We start from the raw sequence: 19,393 nt of genomic DNA on the forward strand, positions 1-19,393 counted from the left end.
ATGGATTTTTCGGTTATCAGCGACAACTTTTCGTATTTCATGCTCGGCGCCTGGCCCAACGGACCTTTGGGCGGTGCAGCACTGACGCTGCTGCTCAGCCTGTTGTCGGGGATCATCTCGGCACTGCTGGGGCTGGTGCTGGGCATTGCCCTGGTGATGATTCGCGGCAAGGTGCGCTGGCTGTTGTTGGGTGTGCTGGGTTTTTTGCGGGCAATTCCGGTGGTGATGCTGATTTTCTGGAGTTATTTCCTGCTGCCCATCCTGTTCAAGGTCGATGTACCCGCGCTGGCCACCGTGGTGTGTGCGCTGTCGTTGATCGGCGGTGCGTACCTGGCCCACTCGGTGTATGCCGGGATCAGCAGCCTGCCGGCCGGGCAATGGGCGGCGGGCAAGGCTCTCGGCCTGGGTAGCTGGCAAGTGTTGCGTCTGATCATTCTGCCGCAGGCCCTGCCGATGATGCTGCCCTCCTTCCTCAACCAATGGATTTCACTGATCAAGGACACCTCGCTGGCGTACGTGATCGGGGTCGGCGAGCTGTCGTTTGTTGCCACCCAGATCAGCAACCGGGTGATGGTGCACCCGACGGAAATCTTCCTGTTTGTGGCGCTGGTGTACTTTGTGTTGTGCAGTGGCCTGGACTGGATGGCCAATCGGTGGGTCAAGCGCTAACCACCTTCTCACCTGTGGGAGCGGGCTTGCTCGCGATGGCATCACTGCGGTTTGCCTGGCAGACCGCGTTGTCCAAATCGCGGGCAGGCCCGCTCCCACAACGATCAGTGCAAGGTTGCGATCACCGCCCAAACCGGCACAAAGCCCATTGGCAGCCACACGGCCAGTCGCGGCCGATACGGCAACAGCATCAGCAGGCTAAAACCGCTCAACGAGATCATGCCAAACCAGCCAACCGGCCCCATCGCCCAGCCCCAGGCCAACCCGCAAAACCAGAAACTCAGCCCCAGGCTTAGCCAACCGGCAACCCGCAGCACACGCCGCAAGCGGGCCGCAGGCGGCTTTCCCCACACCTGTTTGTAATGACGCTCCAACCCCTGGCACAAGGTAAGCATGCCGATGTAAGCGAACGCCAGTGCAGCAAAATAATCAGCCAGCATCTCAATTTACCTCGGCCATGACGGCGGTTTTTTTACGTGGCACCCGCTCAACCGCCGGTTGCGAGACTTTCCAGCAGGCCCACAGCAACAAAGCGCCCAGGGCCATAGCAGTCAGCTCGACGCCCATGCAGCTGTGCAGTGCCCAAGGCCGGTTGACGGTGAAGACACTCAACAACGGCAAGGCCAGGCACAACCCTCCCGCCAACCCGAGTTGCTCGCGCCAGGCCTGCATGCGCGGGCGCAGCAAGGCATGGGCAAAGCTCAACGCCCACATGCCAAAGAACACATTCAATTCAGCATCCGCCCGTTCGGTCATCCCCGACGGCAACAGCCGGTTGCCCCACAACAGGCTGATACAAGCCAGGCTCAAGCCCGCCATAACGGTGACATTGATCGCCTCGACTAAACGGTAGAGCACCTGGGCAACCCGACCTTCGCTGGCGTACTTGCGCCGCCGCTTGACCGTGAACAGCACCAGCCCGCTGGCGATCATGGCGCTGCTGATCAGGCCGCAAATAAAGTACAGCCAGCGCATCGGGTAACCGCCGAACTGGGCAAAGTGCAGCCCGGAAATCACCCGATGGGTCAGCACCGTGGGGCGCATCTCTGTGGGGCCGGCCAATTGCTCGCCGGTGACGCCGTCAAAGCGCATGCCCTGGCCCTTGGTCAGGGCAATGCGATTGCCCAGGATCGGACGAATCTGGATTTCGGCATTGCTCATGCCGGGGTTGCTGATGCTGATCCCGCCCAACGGCCCCATGACAGCCCGGGCCTGGCTCAGCAACGGCCCCAGGGCCACCAGCGGTGCAGGCTCTGCGGTTGCCGGGCGCTGTACGGCAACGCTGGCCGGCGCCTTGTCCTGTGCCTTGAAAAAGGCCTCGCGGTCACCATCGAACAATGCATCCATGGCCGCAGGCATATAGATCACCAGAAAAATCGCCAGCCCGGTGTAGGTGATCATCAAGTGAAAAGGCAGCAACAGCACGGCACTGGCGTTGTGCGCGTCAAGCCACGAGCGCTGGCCTTTGGCGGGACGAAAGGTGAAGAATTCCTTGAAGAACTTCTTGTGGATCACGATGCCGCTGACCAAGGCCGCGAGCATGCCCATGGCCAGCGCACCCACCAGGTAAATGCCGATCATGCGCGGCATGTGCAGGGTGAAGTGGAACAGAAAGAAAAACCGCCCTCCTACCGTTTCGCGAACCGGCATCACCTCGCCGGTATCCGGGTCCAGGGTCACCGACACGCCATCACGGCGCCCGCCGGTAGAAGCCTGCAATTGCGGCGAGCGCTCATAGGGCAGGCTGATACCCCACTGTTTTGCGTCAGCCTTGTGCGTCTGCAAGTAGCTCAGTGCGCGTTGCGCTGCCTGCTCATCGGTCAGGTGGTGGGCCGGCAGCTCGGGGGTCATCCAGTTGTCGATCTCCTGATCGAACACGGCCAGGCTGCCGGTCAAAAAGATCACGAACAACAACCAGCCGACGATCAGGCCACCCCAGGTGTGCAGCCAGGCCATGGATTGGGTCAGGGTCTGTTTCATCCCAGTCGCTCCAGCAGTTGCGGCCAAAAACCGATGGCGGCCAGGGGCACGGCGAGCACCGCGCCCATCCAGGCCGACCACTGGTGGCGGGCAGCAAATGCCCACAAAATGGCGAAGGTGTAGATCACAAACGACAGCAGGCTGGCGACGGTCATCGCGTCTACATTGTCCAGCGGCAGCAGCCGCGCCAATGCCGCAGTAAAGGCATAGGTAAAGACATAACCACCGACCAGTGCTGCCAGTGTGCGAGACACGATCGGCGCCCAGGCCGACGTTGCAAGTTTCATGTGTTCAATCCTCTATCGAGCTCCGGTTTTTGCCTGCGCCAGATGCGACAACGGCGCGACACCCGTTTTCACGGATGTCGCGCCTGCATGGGCCGCGGTGTTATCAGAACGAACTGGTCACAGACGCAAAGTACGCACGGCCTGCCTCGTTGTAGGTTTGCGCGCCCGCCTCGTCCGAGTTGCCCTTGCGGTACAGTTGCTTGTCGAACAGGTTGTTGATGCCCACCCGCACACTGAAGTTTTTGTTGAACTCATAGCCGCTGCTCAAGCCCACCAGACCATAAGGATCGACGGGCTGCTGCACCGACTTGTCCAGTGCTTCATTGGCGCGGTTGTTGCGCTTGGGCGCTTCCTGCTTGCCGTAGTAAGTCCCGCTGACCTGGAACGACAGTTTTTCGGTGGCGTACCAGTCGAGCATGGTGTTGACGGTGTACTTGGGAATGATGCTCAGCGGGTCGCCGGTTTCCTTGTCCTTGCTTTCGATCATGTAGGTCAGGTTGGTGTTCCAGTCCAGATCCTCACGCAAGCTGACAAACAGGTTGCCTTCCACCCCCTGGACGATGGCCTTGCCGCTGTTTTCCCATTGCAGCACGCGACGGCCGTTGGGCAGGCGGAATGCCGATTCGTTGCTGGCATTGATCTTGTTCTGGTAGTCGTTGCGGAAATAGGTGGCGCTGGTGCGCCAGGTGCCCTTGTCGAACGCCAGACCGATCTCTTTGTTGACGCTGATTTCCGGTTTGAGATCCGGGTTACCCACCAGGTAGCAGCCACCGATATTCACTTCAACCGAGCTGCAGCCACCACCGCGGCTGTACAGCAGGTAGTTGGGGTTGGACTGGTACAGGTTCGGGGTCTTGTAGGCCCGGGCAATACCGCCCTTGATGCTCAACTCATCGGTGAGCTGATGCGAGGCGTTGAGGCTCGGGCTCCAGTTGCCGCCAAATTCGCTGTGGTGATCGAAGCGCACGCCGGGGGTAACGATGGTTTTGGCGCCGACTTCGATATTGTCTTCGACGTAGAACGCATAGCTGTTGGCCGTGGTTTTGGTTTGTGTACGGTCCGTACCCGGCAGGCCGGGTGTGCCGTCAGCCCCCGGATCCCAGCTTTGCGGACGCAACGAGCCCGGGTCATTGAGCGATTCGTAGAGATATTCACCACCCAGAGTCAGTACCTGGGCGGTGCCCATGTTCAGCGGCAGATTGACCTCACCTGTAGCACGGGTATTGCGCAGACGCGATTCAAAACTGCCGGCGCTGGCAGAAGGTGCACCTTCACCATAACCGGCCAGGCCTTCGTTGAGACGCGCGTTGCGGGTCAGGTCGTGGGTCAGCGAGGCCGAAGTCGAGCCCCAGTCAAACGAACCATTGTGGGTAGCCGAAAAGGTGCTCCGCTGCAGCACGCTGGTCTCTTTGCCGGTCAGGCTGTTGACGAAGTCACCCCCGCTGTTGAGCATGGTGTCGCCGGCAAAAATATTGCCCTGGCGGCTGTAACTGGCTTCCAGGTCCAGGCTCTGCTCAGGGGTGAATTGCCAGCTGAGCAGGCCGTTGATGTCTTTGTTGCGCACGCCTTCGCGGCCCGCCACGACGCTGTCGGGGGAGGCCTGGGCAGCGGTATTGATGCCCGGATCGTCAGCATCGGTCTTGTTCAGGCCGCCATACACACGAAACACCAGATCATCCGTGATCGGCCCGCTGAGGTTGAAGTTGGTGCGTTTGCTGACACCTTCGGCGTCGTCTTCCGGCGCCAGGTAATAGGCGGTCAACGAGCCTTTTAGCTTGTCCGATGGACGCTTGGTGATGATATTGACCACCCCGCCCATTGCCCCTGAACCGTAGCGCGCCGCTGCCGGGCCGCGCAGGATCTCGATGCGCTCGACTTCTTCGGCCGGTACCCAGTTGGTTTCGCCACGGGTATCACGGTCGCCGCTCCAGCCATAGCGCTGGGCATTGCGCGAAGAAGACGGCTTGCCGTCGATGAGGATCAGGGTGTTTTCCGGGCCCATGCCACGCAGGTCGATCTGCCGGTTATTGCCGCGGGCGCCGCTGGAACTGTTACCGGTGAGGTTGACCCCGGGTTCGCGACGAATGATGTCGGACAGGTCATTGGCCGGCGGGCGCTTCTTGATGTCTTCGGCGGTGATGATCGACACGCCGGGTGCCTGCTTCAGCTCCTGGGCAGCAGTGCCCAATACACGGGTTTCTTCGAGTTGCAACGCCTGGCGGGTGCCATCCACTGGCAAATCGGTGGCCTCTACCGGTACTTCGTCACGCTCACGCTCAAGTGCGTCGGCAAGCAGGGTGGGCGAAGCCAGAGCGGCCATGAGAGCCAGTGAAAGATGACTGCGGTTGAATCGAGACGACATGTCCAGTTGATCCCTTAACAATGGAGTGTGCTCAGCAGGCCAAAGGCTGGTAATTGCTGACGCACGACCTCGAAAGGACCTACGTGTTTAGCTTTCCCCGGCACTGCCAGGGCTGCGATGATAGGGACTCTCATTTGAGAGTAAAGCGCAAATGACATCAATACTCATTTGGAAGTTCCGCAATCCCTTTGTTTTAGAGCCTTTTCCTACATAAAATAATTAATACAAAATGTAACAATGCCTTTGGATCAAGAAATCCCCCTGCCCTGTACAATCCTTCATCCTACTTTTTTGAGCCTTATCGCCATGACTGACGAACTGCACATCACTGACCTGTTACCCGGCGACGGTAAAGCGGTGGTCAAAGGTGCCCTGATTACCACGCACTACACCGGCTGGCTCGAAGACGGCACGGTATTCGACTCTTCGCATCAGCGCGGCAAGCCGTTCCAGTGCGTGATCGGCACCGGGCGAGTGATCAAGGGCTGGGACATCGGCCTGATGGGCATGCAGGTCGGCGGCAAGCGCGCACTGCAGGTACCCGCGCACCTGGCCTATGGTGAAAGAAGCATGGGCGCGCATATCACACCGAACTCCAACCTGCGGTTTGAGATCGAACTGCTGGAAGTGCTTACACGCGACGATTGAGCGCGACTGCAGGTTGCGCACTAATAGGGAGTTAAATGCTGGTGAATCGATTTTTCAGGTGTTGTTTACCGATTATTCCGCTAATGGTACTGGCAGGTTGCAGCAGTCAGAGCACACAAACACTGCCAAGCCGGACTCCCGACCAGACCCGCGCCCGCATTGTGCAACTGCTACCGGCCAAAGTTGCAGACCGCACCGGCTGGGCAACTGATATCCAGGTCGCATTCACTGCCCAAGGCCTGGCGGCCACCGATGAAAACCTCTGTTCCGTGCTGGCTGTGACCGAACAGGAATCGACCTTTCAGGCCGACCCGCCGGTACCGGGCCTGGGCAAGATCGCCCGCAGTGAAATCAACCGCCGCGCCGGCAAGCTGCATATCCCCGAATTTGTAGTGCGCAGTGCCTTGAGCATCACTTCGCCCGACGGTAAAACCTACAACCAACGCCTGGATGCGGCCCGCACCGAGGGCCAGTTGAGCGCCATTTTTGATGATTTCATCGGCATGGTGCCACTGGGCAAAAGCTTGTTTGGCGGCTTGAACCCGGTGCATACCGGCGGGCCAATGCAGGTCAGCATCGCTTTTGCCGAAAAGCGTGCACGGGACTATCCCTACCCGGTGGCCCACTCGATCCGCCAGGAAGTCTTCACCCGCCGCGGTGGCATGTATTTCGGCATCGCCCATCTGCTCGGTTACCCGGTGGACTACAACCAGTCGCTGTACCGTTTTGCCGACTTCAACGCGGGCTGGTACGCCAGCCGCAATGCCGCTTTTCAGAATGCCGTCAGCCGTGCATCTGGCATACCGCTGGCACTGGATGGCGACCTGACTATTCCGGGCTCTTACGCGGTTGGCTCCACCGAGCGGGCTGTACGCGCCCTGGGCAAGCAACTGGGCCTGAGCCATAACGCTATCCGCCGTCAGCTTGAAAAAGGCGACAGCCTGGACTTCAACGAAACCGACCTGTACCAGGACGTGTTCGCCCTCGCCGACCGCCAGCAAGGCAAGCCGCTGCCCCGTGCGGTATTACCGGGCATCACCCTGCAAAGCCCGAAAATCACCCGCAACCTGACCACCGCCTGGTTTGCCCAGCGGGTTGATGAACGCCGTCAGCGTTGCATCAGCCGAGCAGCGGCCAGCCGTTGATTTTCTGTGGGAGCGAGCCTGCTCGCGAGGGTATCGACACGATCTACCTCACAGAACTTGTCGTCAGTATCGCGAGCAGGCTCGCTGCCACAAAGAGAGGTGCGCAGGCCTGCGAGCAAACGCACAGCTAAAATGCTACAAATTATGTAGCCAGCGCATGCAGGCCTTGTAGTCCCTTGGGCAGGCTGCGATAAGCTGCGCCGCAAGTTCAATCAACAGTCATCAGGAATAATTGATATGTGCGTGGTTTTTGCATGAAATGGCTCAAAGGCATCATTCTGGGGGTCATCCTGCTGGCAGTGGGCGCCGTGGGGCTGGGGCTGTTTTACTTTCTGCCCCAGCACGATGTGGTGATGGTCACGGGGGTTGAGGTCAAGCGCATGGATCACAACGGTGTGATCAGCGCAGAAAACCCGGCTGACGGCCCGACCCGGGATGTGTACTTCATCAACACTGAAGACCCGGTGACCAAGGAGGTCATGGTTTATCGCAACGAAGACACCGGCTGGTCCTTCCCCTGGTATTTCAAGTTCGACTCTGCCGATATCCAGGCCAAGGCCCAGGGTTACTCCCGCGATGCCAACCAGCTGGCGCTGATCCGCTACTACGGCTGGCGTATCAAGATCTTCTCGGTGTTCCCCAACATCACCGCGATCGAAGCCACCAACAGCCGGGATGAGCCTTTCCCCTGGTTCAACACGGTGTTCTTCAGCGTGCTGGCACTGCTCTTGATCGTGATTGCCGTCTTTATCAAGCGTCGCGTCAAACGTCGCCCGCAAATGCCGGTCAATTGATCGCTGCGCCCCTGCGGGGGCGCATTCCAGGGGCCGTGAATCGGTCACCCGCGACACCCTTCCCTGCGGCCACACCGGCAGTCCTTGACCTCAAGGTTTGCCGGTAGCAACAGCCAACTCGTCTGACACCTCGCCATCGGCCTCGCGCTCATGCTCCAGCACCGCCTGGGCCAGGTCTTCGGTGACGCGCATCTCGACCCCGACGGCCGACATTTGTGCCGCCGCGGTAAAGGGAGCTGCGGTCACTGGCTCCGAGCCCTTGGCACGACGCCAGGCAAACAGCAGCACCAGGCCCAGGTTCAGCGCGGCCAGGGCCCAGAATAGCCCGGCTTCACCGACCCGGGTCATCAGCGGCGAAATCACCAGCGGGCTGATGGCACAGCCCAGGGAGTTGATCAGCAGCAAGCCCTGGATCATGCTCACGATCGCCCCCGACGACGCCCGGTCCGCCGCATGGCTGACCGCCACCGGGTAAATCGCGAAGATACCGCCCCCCAGCAGAAAAAACGCCACTACCAGCAGCGGCGAACCGGCTGGCAGCATCAGGATGATCAATGACAGCACTGCGCAGGCAGCGCCCAGCACGATCAATACCAGATGCCGGTCCTGGTGGTCCGACCAGCGCCCGACCGGGTACTGCAACAGCATGGCGCCAAGAATCACCCAGGCCATCATATGCCCGACCTCGGTCACGTCCAGGCCGATACGTTGCAGGTACAAGGGCAGCAACGCATACACCGCGGCAATGGCAATACCCGAACCAAAACAGCCAATCACCCCGGTGGGCGTGGCACGCAGCAACTGCAAGGGCATCAGCGGTTCTGCGCGCTCAACAATCGGGGTTGCCCGCGGCAACATGACAATGGGCAACAACGATAGCGAGGCCAATATGGCGGCGATCATAAAGGGCACCGTGTCACCGGTCAGGGCAATGGCGCCCAGGTTGACCTGCCCCAGCAACCCCGCACCGTAGAGGGCAATCATGTACAAAGCCAGCAGGCGCCCGCGAATCTTGGGGTCGGCGGCCATCAACAACCAGCTTTCCACCACCAGGAATACGCCGACGCTGGCCCAACCGTTGACCAGGCGCAGGACAAACCATGTCCAGGGCTCGGATGACATGCCCTGGAACAGGATCGAGGTGGCAATCAATGCCGCGAAGCAGCTGTAGGCGCGGATATGGCCGATGCGCACGATCAGCCGGTCATTGAAGATCGAGCCCAGGGTCAGCCCGATAAAATAAGCGGAAGACACGATACCGACCATGGTCGCCGACTGGCCCATGGTGTCCAGGCGCAGTGTGGTCAACGAGGCAAGCATGCCGTTGCCGATACTGATGATAAACAGCCCAAGTAACGGCGCCAGCGCCATCGCCAGCAATTGGACAGACATGATTGACTCAAGACCTCATTGATCAATGGATAACCCGCTCGGGCAAAAGCACAGCGGCACCTGCCGGCAAAGGCCGGGGCGAGACAGAAAAACCGGGGTGTGTGATTGTGCATCCTCGACGCCACGGACGTGGCCGGCGAGTGACAGGCAGGGCTCAAGACAAGCATCGACCAGGCAGAATCAGGGCGCGCATAGTAGCCGCAGACAGGTACAAGTTGAAGAGCGCGGCCCGGGATTTGTCAGGCCATTTTGACGCAGGTACCCTCCCCCTTGTTACCCGGCTCTGGAACCGTGCCTTTTTATCCGGTACATGTCGCCATCGGCATGGCTGAGCAACGTATCGGCATCCTCTCCGTCCACGGGGTAAAAGGCCATGCCAATACTGCAAGACGGCATTTTGATCCCGCCGAATTCAGCCCCGAGCGGCTCGGCCATCGCCGCAGTAATCTGTTCGATTTTCCAAGCCACGTCGTCCGCGGACTGGATGTCGGTCAACAGCACGGTGAACTCATCACCGCCCATGCGCGCCACCGTGTCCGATTCGCGCACACAACGGTGCAGGCGTTGCGCAGCCATGCACAACACGCGATCGCCCATGGCATGCCCATAGACATCATTGATGTCCTTGAAGTCATTCATATCCACAAACAGCAGGGCCAGGGTGCCTTGGCGCCGATGTGCTGCACGCAGGGCAGATTCCAGGCGGTCATTGAACAGCGAGCGGTTAGTCAGTTTGGTCAGCGGGTCGTGATGGGCCAGAAAACGCAATTCGTCCTCGGCCGCCCTCAAGGCTGTCACGTCCCGCGCAACCCCGATCCGCGCACCGACATCCTCAGACCAGAAGGCAGCCCAGAGGATATGCACGACAGCGCCATCCTTGCGCACATAACGGTTGCGAAAATCGACATGGGCCTGGCCATTCATCACCCGAACAATGGAGGCCCGTGAAATCGCCAGGTCTTCAGGGTGTATATAGTCCGTGATCAGGGTCCCCGTAAGCTCGTCGGCACGGTAGCCGAGCAGGGTCTGGCAGGCATCACTGACAAAGGCAATCCGGTTGTCCCTGTCGACCACAAACACCGTGTCCAGCATCAGGTGGATCAGTTTGGGATAGAGCGCCTGCAGGTCAACGGCCATAGCTCAGGGTGTCCGATTTGAAAATCGCCTTGATCATAGCCTGATAGCAAAGCAATGGCCAAATTACCATTTTATGTGGCATTTTTGGCGTCAAAATCCGGACGTCCGCCTCTCTCACAGTGACACCCAACGGATTGCATCGAGGTGCTAAAGTCAGCATTTGCTCAAACCCAGGGACGACCCATGACAGGGCGATATCAAGGAAGCTGCCTGTGTGCAGCGGTCCGTTATGAACTGCTCACAACGCCAAAAGCAGTGAGTCATTGCCATTGCGGACAGTGCCGCAAAGGCCATGGCGCAGCATTCGCCTCCTATGCCAGCATTGCGCGCAGCGCATTGCGGATAGTCCAAGGGGCGGACAGGATCACGGCCTACTCTTCTTCGCCGTCAGTGCTGCGCGAGTTCTGCTCTCAGTGCGGTTCGACCCTGTTCTGGTCACGCAGCGAAGGTGAATTTGCCGACTGGATTTCCATAGCACTGGGCACGCTCGACAGCCCCTTTGTGGCACAAAAGCAAACACACCTTTACCTCGACTCGCCTGTGCACTGGGTTTGACCCTCGCCCTATGGGAGAGGGTCAGGGCGAGGGGCTTTCAACCCCTTCGCCTTGTTATCAGCCCTTGGCCGCCATGGCCGTCACTTCAACCCGCATCCCCGCAACGGCCAGCTCGGCTACGCCCACAGCTGCCCGCACCGGCCAAGGCTTGGCAAAAAATCGCTTGTAGACTTCATTGAACGCTGCCCGATCAGCCATATCGGTCAGGTAAATGGTCAGGTGCAACACCCGCTCCATCGAGCTGCCCGCCTTCTCCAGCGCCAGCTTGAGCGCCTGCAATGTGCACTCGCTCTGCTCGACAATCCCGCCCAGTTCCAGGCTGCCATCCGCACGGGTTGGTATCTGCGTCGAAACCAGCAAACCCGCAAAGCCGGCAACATCCGAAGAGATGGAGTCCGCATCAGGATCAGGGATGAAAGTCAGGTCGTGTTGCGACATAAGTGATCACTCGCTTGAGTTAAAACACCTATTGTCCAACGTCCGCTCGCGCCGTGCGCGTCTTTTTGCGCAGCAGCACATTGTCGTGCTTGGCTAAAACTGCCCGTGATCCATTACCATGCGCTTCGCCATGACGTCGTTGCATAGCCTGGAGTGCTCTGTGGAAATCAAACACCTGCGATCATTTGTGACCCTGGCCGAAGAGCTGCACTTCGGCCGCGCCGCGCAACGGCTGTCCATCGTGCAACCGGCCCTGAGCATGCAGATCAAAATGCTTGAAGAAGAGCTGGGGGTGCGTTTGTTCGAGCGTAACCGGCACTCGGTGGCACTGACCGAAGTGGGTACTCTCTTCCTGCCCGAAGCCAGGGCCACGCTCTACCAGTCGGCCCATGCCGCGGATGTGGCCAGGGCGTGCGGGCGCGGCGAAATCGGCCGGGTACGCTTTGGTTTTGTGTCCTCGGTACTGCCCCAATTGCTGCCAAGGCTGATCCGCTCGCTGCATGCCCGCTTCCCGCGCATCGAACTGGAACTCAAGGACATGCCGGGCCCGGATCAGGCCGTAGCACTGAAAAACGGCCAGCTTGATTTCGGACTGATGCGTCTGCCAGCCACCATCCCGGGCATCCAGACCCGCGAAGTGCTGCAGGAAAGCTTTATTGTCGCCCTGCCCGGCGACCATCCGCTGGTGGCCTGCACCAGCCTGCACCCAACCGACCTGAGCCAGCTGCCGGTGTTTATCCTGGCCCGGCGCTACGCCCCCGGTTTTTACGACGAAGTGATGCAGGCGCTCACCCACCGGGGCGCGCATCTGCAAAACGCAACCGAGCTGGGCGAGTTCACCACCATGCTGGCGCTGGTCTCTGCCGGGTTGGGGGTCGGTTTGCTGCCGGCCAATGCCGGCCGCGCATTACCCGCCAATGTCATCTCCAGGCCGCTGGAACTGCAGGACTACCGGGCAACGACCGGGCTGGCATGGACGGAGCTCAACAGCGCAGTGAAAAGCACCGTGTTCAGCTTGCTGGATGAGCTCTTTGCGCCGGGTCAGCAGCCCGTTGAGCACTGAGCAAAACCAGCATCTCCTTGCCCGCCATGATCAGCTCAGGGCACGCACCATTGACCTGGCAGGACACGATCAGGCCCTCGCCGATCAGCAATAACTGCATGGCTGCCACGCGCGGATTCATATAGCCCGCTTGCGCACATATTTCCTCAAGATAGGCCTGAAGGGCCTGCTTGTGCTGGTGCGCCAGCCTGTGCGGCTGCTCTGACAGACTGGCATATTCAGCGGATGCATTGATAAAGGCACAGCCGTAAAAATCCGCTTCCTGAACCCAGGATGCTATGAAATCAAGGTAGCCAGCCGGGCGCTGTGAGACCGCAACCGCATCCACTGCCGCTCGCACTTTCGCCATGAACTCGTTGTGGCGGAGCTCCAGAGCTGCCTCGACCAGATGGTCCTTGCTGGAAAAATGCCGGTACAGCGTCTTCTTGGTAACGCCTGCCTCCTGGCTCAACTGCTCCACCCCGGTGGCGTGAAAACCCTGTCGATAGAACAGGCGCAGGGCGGCGCGGGTGATTACATCAGACGTACTCATGGGTACTGGCCTCCTGTGGAATGCAACACAGTGTATACCGATCGGTTGACTTGCAGGGATACCGATCGGTATCCTTTTGTCATATCCCCCGTCGCGAGTACTCCCATGTCTGCACGTCGTCTGCTCACATCCGGTGCGCCAGCCGCACCCTCCCTGCGTTTTACGCTGACATCGTTTATGGGTGCAGTCATCGCCATTGGTGCTACTGGCTGGCTGAGCAACCTGTCAGGCACTCCATGGCTTATGGCTTCAATGGGGGCCAGTTGCGTATTGGCCTTTGGCGTCCCCGACTCGCCGCTGGCTCAACCACGCAGCATCATCGGCGGGCATGTCATATCCACCCTGGTCGGACTGATTATTTTGCATACCCTGGGCAATTCGTGGTGGGCCTGCGCATTGGCCGTCGGGCTGGCTCTGGTTGCCATGCAACAGTCCCGTACCCTGCATGCCCCGGCAGGGGCCAACCCGATTGTGGTGCTGATGACAGGCGCGCCGCTGTCTTTTCTGCTGACCCCGGTGCTGGCGGGCTCCATCGTGATCGTGGTGGTTGCCTGGTGCCTGAATAACACACGCCACCGCGGCAGTTACCCCAAGTACTGGTGGTAGTGCGCTGCCTGCAATACCAAAGTAAATGATAAACATTCCTGCTGCTGATACGATTCAGCCCCGCTGCCGAGTCTGAAACGCGCGTCATAGCCGTTTCAACCCACGCACTGAACAGCGAAGCATCAACAACTTCGCACCGTTTATTGCCCGGTTCTCGGCAGCGCGTTCAGTTATCTGCCGTCATTGGTGTGGAGTGTTACGGATGTTGCAAAGGAAGCATGGATTCAAACGGGCAGGCTTTGTGCCACTGGGTGTATGTACCGGCCTGGTGATCAGTTGCACGGTGCTTGCGGGCGAAAACGCGCCCATGCAACTGCCCAGTATTCAGGTCGACGGCGTGCAATCTGCCGAAGACGATACGGACTACCGTGCGGGCTACAGCTCGACGGCTGACAAGACTGAAACGCCCTTTCTGCAGCAGTCGCAAGTGGTCGATACAGTGACCCGCCAGCAACTCAAGGATCAAGCACCGCAAACCCTCGAAGACGTGATCAAGTTCATGCCCGGGGTGGTGGTCAGCAATAACTTCGGCGGCACCCAGGACAGTTTTATCAAGCGCGGATTCGGTAATTCCGATGATGGCGGCGTATTGCGCGATGGTGTACGCATGCCCATCGGCCGCAACTTTCAACGTGTCACCACCGAGCGCGTGGAGATGCTCAAGAGCCCTGCTTCACTGCTCTACGGCATGCAGGAGCCCGGCGGAGTGATCAACGTGATCACGAAAAAACCGCAGTACCAATGGAACAGCACACTGGGCGGCACCCTGAGCGATCAGGGCGGTGGCGATGGCTGGTTCGATGTCACTGGGCCGCTGGGTGACAGCGGGTTCGCCTTTCGATTGATCGGGCAAAACCGCGACGAGGATTACTGGCGCAACTTTGGTCAGAACAAGTCGAAACTGGTCGCCCCTTCGCTGTCCTACGAGTCTGACGATCTGTCGTTTCTCGCCGCTTATGAATACAACGACTACAGCAATACCCTGGACCGTGGCGCGCTGTTCTACAACGGCCATCATGTGGGCAGCCGCGACAAACGCCTGGACGAAAAATGGACCCGCGCCCAAGGCCAGCGCCAGTCGCTCAACACCACCACCGAGTACCGCCTCGACCCCACTTCAAGGGTGCGCCTGACCACGGGCTGGGTGTATGACCATTACAACGACTACCAGGCCGACCCCAGTGAATATCGCCCGGCAACAGGCGAGCTGACCCGGCGGTTTCGTCGTAACGTGGGCGCCAACCGGGAGAACGCTTACCTGTCGCTGGACTGGATTGGTAACAAGACCTGGCTCGGTATCGATCACGACCTGGTCACGGGTGTCGACTATGAAACCCGCCGCGAAGCCAACGGCGACTTCCTGCAAAGCAGCAATGTCGGCGGTTTCTACCCGGCCGATCCGCAGTATGGCCTGCTGCCGCCGGTGGGTAAGGTGAACCCGTCCAACACCAACGGCAAAAGCCATATCAAGGGCCAGTCGCTGTACGTCAAAGACACTATCCACCTGGGCGAAAAATGGATTCTGGCCCCGGGTCTGCGCTATCAGCATTACTCGATCGACTCTGGCGCGGGCCTGGACTTCAAGCAAACCACCGATGAGGGCGAATCCAGGCTTTTGCCCTTCCTGGGGCTGGTGTATCAGATGCGTGACGACCTCTCGCTGTATGGCAACTACAGCCAGTCATTCGCACCCAATGAGATGGAAACCGGCACCACGTTCGAAGGCACCTACAAGTCTGAAACCGGCCGCCAGTACGAAGTCGGCATGAAGTATGACAACGGCGACTGGACCAGCCAGCTGGCGGTGTACGACATCCTGAAAAAGAACGTACAACAGAACACCGGCGAGCTCGACGCGTTCGGCAATATGATCCAGCGCATTGCCGGTGAAGTGCAGTCAAACGGTCTGGAATGGAGCATGAGCGGACGCCTGAACGCGCAGTGGAGCGTCATCGCCAACTACGCCTACACCGATGCACGGATCAAAAAGGACACCCGGCAAACCGAGGGCAACCGCCTGTTCAACGTGGCCCGTCATGTGGGCGGGGCTTACCTGACCTATGAAGTACCGGCCGATATTTTCGCCGGCCGCTTGCGCCTGGGCTCCGGGGCCCGTTATGTGGGCAAGCGCGCAGGGGATATCAGCAACTCTTTCGAGCTGCCGGACTACACCACGGTGGATGCTTTTGCATCCTGGAAGACCAGCCATCTGCTGGGCAAGGAAACCTCACTGCAGCTCAACGCCAGCAACCTGACCGATCGCAGCTACTTTGTGGCTTCGGGCGGCAACACCCGGCGTGTGAGTTGGGGAGAAGGAAGGACGCTGCGCCTGACTGGAGAAGTCAGCTTCTAGCCTGACAGGCAGGCGCGCTCGCGCCTGCCCCTTGGCCCGGTGTTAAGGTCGGGCGGCCGTCACCTCGATCTCTACCAGGTAGTTGGGGTTGGCCAGGCCGGCTACCTGGAACGCCGAGCGGGTTGGCAGCTTGGGCTGGGCCTTGGTGCCGAAGAACTGGGTATAGCCCTTCATAAATCCGGCGAAATCCATTTTGCCGGTTTCCGGCGTGCCCACCAGATACACCTGCATCTTGATCACATCGCCCATGCTCAGGCCCAGGCTTTTGAGGGTAGCCTCGATATTTTTCAGCACGTTGACCGTCTGCACTTCGGTGTCGCCATAGGCCGCCAGGGTCTTGGGATCGGCCTTGCTGTCGGCAATAGGCGGCACCACGCCACTGAGGTTGACCACGGTGACACCCGGTGGAATTTCCACGGCCAGAGAGATCGGGAAGTCCGAGTTGGGCAGCTTGTGACGGATCACTTCTGCGGCGTTGACCTGGGTAGTCATCAGGCCGGCCAGCACCGAGGTCAACACAAAAGCGGGGATCAATTTTTTAGACATTTTTGTATTCCTTGAGGGTCATGAAAAAAGCGCGCAGTCCATGGTTGCTTGTCAGCGTCGGGTGACCGCCTGAACATCCTCCACTGTCACGGAGTCAGCATAGTGATTGCCAAAATGAGTCCGTACATAGTTGACCACCGAGGCTATCTGCTGGTCATCCATGTACTTCTTGAAACCCGGCATACCGCCCTGCCCTGATGTCACCATATACACCGGGTACACCTTGGCCCCCAGTTTCTGGTTGGCAGCCAGCGCCGGGTAGGCCCCCGCCCCGTGGGAGCCCTGGCCTTCAGCCATATGGCAGCCCTGGCAGACCTGATTGAAGAGAGCTTCGCCGCTGGCCTGATCGAACTTGCCGGAGGTGGACAGCATGGGTGCATCTTCAGCAAGCGCAGTGGCACTGACCAGCAGGCCTGCCAGGGTAGCGGTGGTTAAAGTCATTCTCATGGCTAACTCCTGGCTCAGGCCGCTTTCGCGCTGGCAATAATATGGGTATGCAGACGCTTGATCGCATCCTGGGAGGACAGGATCGCGCCCTCCATCCAGGCCGGGATATAGGAAGCATGCTCACCGGCAAGGACGATGCGACCGTCAATCTGGCACAGGTTCTTGTAATGCTGCTGGCGGGTTTCAGGGGTCCACAGGCCATAGCAACCGTTGGTCCAGGGCACGCGGTGCCAGCCGACGGCAATGCCGTTTTCGAACTCTGCCGGGTATTGGGGGTGGACCTGGGCACCGTACTCAACGGCTTTCTGCACGCGCATTTGCGGGCTCATGGCAGTGAACTCATAAGCGTTCGGCCCCCAGATATAGGCACCGAGCAATACGCCCTTGCCCTGCTTGCCATAGTCGGTGCTCGGGTAGCTGATTTTGCTGATCGGCGTATCGGTGTAACTGATGCCGCCGTAGATATGCTCGTCCTGCTCCCAGAACCGGCGCTTGAATTGCAGTCCGACCTTGATCGAAGACTCGTAAGGCACGGCGCGGATCGCGCTCATCATCGGTGCACTGACATCAACCGGCAGTTGCCCGAGGATCGACAGCGGCAATGTGCACACGCACCAGTCGGCCTGCTCCTGCTGTGCCCCACCGCTGCCGTCGCTGTTTTGATAGGTCACGGTCACGCCTTTGTCGTTTTGCTGGATGCGCGTGACCTTGGCGTTGTAATGGATCAGGTCATTGACCTGCTTCTGGAAGGCCTGGGCAATCATGTCCATACCGCCTACGGGCTGGAAAATGCTGCTCTGGAATTCATATTCCTGGCCGCTGGCGATGCTTTGCCACAGATTCGAATCCAGCAGCGCCTTGCAGTCGATCGGCTCGGACGGCACCGCCTCGGGCATCAGGCCACCACCATCGTCCACGGCAAAACCACGGCGCATGCTGGTCTCCAAGGATTTTTTGTAGGCGTTGCTGGCATCCAGCGCACCCCATTTGCGCATCACTTCCAGCAGGCGTTCGCGGTCTTCCCGGGTCAGTGCCTGATCCAGGCCGTGCTGATTGACAGCCTTGCTCAACAACTCGGCCACATGCCCCTGAAAGTCCGCCTGCACTTCACGATAACGCTGCGGCTTGCCGCCAAACGCCTTGGTGGAGTGCACCATTGCGTTGTAGTTGACCTGAATAAAGGGCTCCAGTGCGACGCCGAATTTGTGGCAGTAGTCGAGCACCGCATGGTGGTGATACGGGATGCGCCAAGGGCCGGGGTTGAGGTACAGGCCCTTGTCGAATTCGCAATGCTGGGTAGCGCCGCCCAGCTCGGTGAAGCGGTCACCGCCACGCAACGTCCAGCAACGCCCACCGGGTTTGGCATTGAACTCCAGCACCTTGACCTGGTAGCCGGCCTTGCGCAGTTCGTAGGCGGCGGTCATGCCGGCCAGCCCGGCCCCAAGGATCAGTACGCGGGTGCCTTTCGGTGCGCCGCTCAAGGCGAAGTCACGCTGGTAATTTGATTCTGCGGCAAAGCCCAATGAGCTCATCGCCTGATACATCGCAGCGGCGCCTGCTGTCACGCCGATCCAGTTGAGTACTTTGCGTCGGCTCACAACCATTGCTTTCTCTTGCATGACCAGTCCTTTGCATCGAAGGGAAATACGCAGGCAATGAATGACGAACAACCCGGCATGCGGCATCGCCCGACCACAGAAATGTCTGCGCCCGGTGATGTCCCAGAGCAAGCGCTATGCCATGAATTAACGAAGGAAGAAAAAACGCGATCTAGAGAAAAGATCGTCAAACAGACACGGCCAAATGCTTCTACTTAGGTCGGGCAGGTCTGTTTTTGGTGCAAGGCGGATGCGCCAGCATTGGGCAGCTCAGGTGGCTGTGTACCTCATGGGCGCATCGCTGCCGGGTCGGGGCAACGCCTCAGGCATGCGGCGTCGGATAGAGCAGCAGCACCAGCCACCCGGCGACATAGAGCCCCAGGCCAAACGTCAGATGGGTGATCAGGGTTCGGCGCCTTGCCACGTAGGGAGCCGCCGTCTTCGATGCAGCGATGCCGAAGCCGAAGGCGGGCTGCAAGATAAAAAACGGTGCCGCCATACTGATCAAGCCAGCGGCCAATGCAGGCATCAGCGTGGGATGGAACAACCACTCCACACCCGTGAGTACAACCAGCAGCAACGCGAAGACAATGCCCGTCAGGTAATGAAAAACCCAGCCGATCAGACGCTCATGCCTGACACGCGGCGCAGCCACAATCGAGGCATGCTGAAACTGCCCCTGGCGCATGAGGCCCAGCCAACGACCGACGAGCCCATAGTCAAGGGACGGGATACCAAAGACCCGTGCACGAATTAAAGCGCCTGCGTCCATGATCAAGGTGGCCCCCATGCCAACCAACAGAATACGCAGTACCATCTCACTTGTTTGCATGTTGTACCC

At 59.5% G+C, this 19,393-nt stretch carries 20 protein-coding genes; 8 read left to right on the forward strand and 12 right to left on the reverse strand.

The window, feature by feature from the left end:
• Complete coding sequence (locus tag ACP7BE_RS05810; protein WP_095002850.1) at positions 1 to 669, forward strand: amino acid ABC transporter permease; 669 nt, start codon at positions 1 to 3, stop codon at positions 667 to 669.
• 104 nt (positions 670 to 773) lie between these two features.
• Here ACP7BE_RS05810 and ACP7BE_RS05815 read toward each other — a convergent pair whose 3' ends face one another.
• The 4 genes from ACP7BE_RS05815 to ACP7BE_RS05830 form a co-directional block, all read right to left on the reverse strand.
• Complete coding sequence (locus tag ACP7BE_RS05815; RefSeq protein ID WP_095002851.1) at positions 774 to 1,109, reverse strand: DUF3325 domain-containing protein; 336 nt, start codon at positions 1,107 to 1,109, stop codon at positions 774 to 776.
• 1 nt (position 1,110) lies between these two features.
• Positions 1,111 to 2,649, reverse strand: a complete 1,539-nt coding sequence (locus ACP7BE_RS05820; RefSeq protein ID WP_153380871.1) for a PepSY-associated TM helix domain-containing protein — start codon at positions 2,647 to 2,649, stop codon at positions 1,111 to 1,113.
• The gene (locus ACP7BE_RS05825; protein ID WP_426105100.1) at positions 2,646 to 2,936 is read right to left on the reverse strand and encodes an iron transporter; all 291 of its coding nucleotides are present in this window, start codon (positions 2,934 to 2,936) and stop codon (positions 2,646 to 2,648) included. Before ACP7BE_RS05825 ends, ACP7BE_RS05820 begins: the two co-directional genes overlap by 4 nt.
• A 103-nt stretch (positions 2,937 to 3,039) precedes the next feature.
• Positions 3,040 to 5,298, reverse strand: a complete 2,259-nt coding sequence (locus ACP7BE_RS05830) for a FepA family TonB-dependent siderophore receptor (protein WP_095020720.1) — start codon at positions 5,296 to 5,298, stop codon at positions 3,040 to 3,042.
• A 306-nt stretch (positions 5,299 to 5,604) separates the two neighbouring features.
• On the opposite strand from ACP7BE_RS05830, the gene ACP7BE_RS05835 reads away from it, so the two are divergent.
• The 3 genes from ACP7BE_RS05835 (at position 5,605) to ACP7BE_RS05845 (ending at position 7,885) form a co-directional block, all read left to right on the forward strand.
• Positions 5,605 to 5,946: an FKBP-type peptidyl-prolyl cis-trans isomerase gene (locus ACP7BE_RS05835; protein WP_095002855.1), complete on the forward strand. Its 342-nt coding sequence runs from the start codon at positions 5,605 to 5,607 to the stop codon at positions 5,944 to 5,946.
• A gap of 35 nt (positions 5,947 to 5,981) precedes the next feature.
• Positions 5,982 to 7,091, forward strand: coding sequence for a DUF1615 domain-containing protein (locus ACP7BE_RS05840; protein ID WP_150628158.1), 1,110 nt, complete (start codon positions 5,982 to 5,984; stop codon positions 7,089 to 7,091).
• A 254-nt stretch (positions 7,092 to 7,345) separates the two neighbouring features.
• Positions 7,346 to 7,885, forward strand: coding sequence for a DUF1523 family protein (locus ACP7BE_RS05845; protein ID WP_095002857.1), 540 nt, complete (start codon positions 7,346 to 7,348; stop codon positions 7,883 to 7,885).
• A 90-nt stretch (positions 7,886 to 7,975) separates the two neighbouring features.
• Here ACP7BE_RS05845 and ACP7BE_RS05850 read toward each other — a convergent pair whose 3' ends face one another.
• Both ACP7BE_RS05850 and ACP7BE_RS05855 read right to left on the reverse strand, forming a co-directional pair.
• Positions 7,976 to 9,277: an MFS transporter gene (locus ACP7BE_RS05850; RefSeq protein WP_095002858.1), complete on the reverse strand. Its 1,302-nt coding sequence runs from the start codon at positions 9,275 to 9,277 to the stop codon at positions 7,976 to 7,978.
• 273 nt (positions 9,278 to 9,550) lie between these two features.
• Complete coding sequence (locus ACP7BE_RS05855; protein ID WP_095018626.1) at positions 9,551 to 10,414, reverse strand: sensor domain-containing diguanylate cyclase; 864 nt, start codon at positions 10,412 to 10,414, stop codon at positions 9,551 to 9,553.
• 183 nt (positions 10,415 to 10,597) lie between these two features.
• Between ACP7BE_RS05855 and ACP7BE_RS05860 the strand changes: the two genes are divergently transcribed.
• Positions 10,598 to 10,969, forward strand: coding sequence for a GFA family protein (locus ACP7BE_RS05860; RefSeq protein WP_095002860.1), 372 nt, complete (start codon positions 10,598 to 10,600; stop codon positions 10,967 to 10,969).
• A 57-nt stretch (positions 10,970 to 11,026) separates the two neighbouring features.
• Here ACP7BE_RS05860 and ACP7BE_RS05865 read toward each other — a convergent pair whose 3' ends face one another.
• Positions 11,027 to 11,407, reverse strand: a complete 381-nt coding sequence (locus ACP7BE_RS05865; protein ID WP_095002861.1) for a RidA family protein — start codon at positions 11,405 to 11,407, stop codon at positions 11,027 to 11,029.
• 160 nt (positions 11,408 to 11,567) lie between these two features.
• Here ACP7BE_RS05865 and ACP7BE_RS05870 point away from each other — a divergent pair, with 160 nt between their 5' ends.
• Positions 11,568 to 12,470, forward strand: a complete 903-nt coding sequence (locus ACP7BE_RS05870) for a LysR family transcriptional regulator (protein WP_095002862.1) — start codon at positions 11,568 to 11,570, stop codon at positions 12,468 to 12,470.
• Here the strand turns inward: ACP7BE_RS05870 and ACP7BE_RS05875 are convergent.
• Complete coding sequence (locus ACP7BE_RS05875; RefSeq protein WP_426105105.1) at positions 12,418 to 13,002, reverse strand: TetR/AcrR family transcriptional regulator; 585 nt, start codon at positions 13,000 to 13,002, stop codon at positions 12,418 to 12,420. The genes ACP7BE_RS05870 and ACP7BE_RS05875 overlap by 53 nt on opposite strands.
• Before the next feature lie 105 nt (positions 13,003 to 13,107).
• Here ACP7BE_RS05875 and ACP7BE_RS05880 point away from each other — a divergent pair, with 105 nt between their 5' ends.
• On the forward strand, positions 13,108 to 13,608 hold the full coding sequence (locus ACP7BE_RS05880) for an HPP family protein (RefSeq protein WP_095002864.1): 501 nt from the start codon (positions 13,108 to 13,110) through the stop codon (positions 13,606 to 13,608).
• Between the two features lie 202 nt (positions 13,609 to 13,810).
• Positions 13,811 to 15,961, forward strand: coding sequence for a TonB-dependent siderophore receptor (locus ACP7BE_RS05885; protein ID WP_426105107.1), 2,151 nt, complete (start codon positions 13,811 to 13,813; stop codon positions 15,959 to 15,961).
• Positions 15,962 to 16,003: 42 nt separating this feature from the next.
• Here ACP7BE_RS05885 and ACP7BE_RS05890 read toward each other — a convergent pair whose 3' ends face one another.
• The 4 genes from ACP7BE_RS05890 to ACP7BE_RS05905 form a co-directional block, all read right to left on the reverse strand.
• A complete protein-coding gene (locus tag ACP7BE_RS05890; RefSeq protein WP_095002866.1) occupies positions 16,004 to 16,507 on the reverse strand; it encodes a RidA family protein in 504 nt (167 codons plus the stop codon).
• A gap of 51 nt (positions 16,508 to 16,558) precedes the next feature.
• Positions 16,559 to 16,954 (reverse strand): c-type cytochrome, encoded by a 396-nt coding sequence (locus ACP7BE_RS05895; protein WP_238705514.1) that lies wholly within the window; start codon positions 16,952 to 16,954, stop codon positions 16,559 to 16,561.
• 14 nt (positions 16,955 to 16,968) lie between these two features.
• Complete coding sequence (locus ACP7BE_RS05900) at positions 16,969 to 18,498, reverse strand: flavin monoamine oxidase family protein (RefSeq protein ID WP_138738354.1); 1,530 nt, start codon at positions 18,496 to 18,498, stop codon at positions 16,969 to 16,971.
• Between the two features lie 376 nt (positions 18,499 to 18,874).
• Positions 18,875 to 19,384: a DUF2938 domain-containing protein gene (locus tag ACP7BE_RS05905; protein WP_150628160.1), complete on the reverse strand. Its 510-nt coding sequence runs from the start codon at positions 19,382 to 19,384 to the stop codon at positions 18,875 to 18,877.
• Positions 19,385 to 19,393: the final 9 nt, after the last annotated feature.

The sequence above is a fragment of the Pseudomonas sp. TWR1-1-3 genome (assembly GCF_049896805.1).
GTDB classification, from domain to species: Bacteria; Pseudomonadota; Gammaproteobacteria; order Pseudomonadales; family Pseudomonadaceae; genus Aquipseudomonas; species Aquipseudomonas bubulae.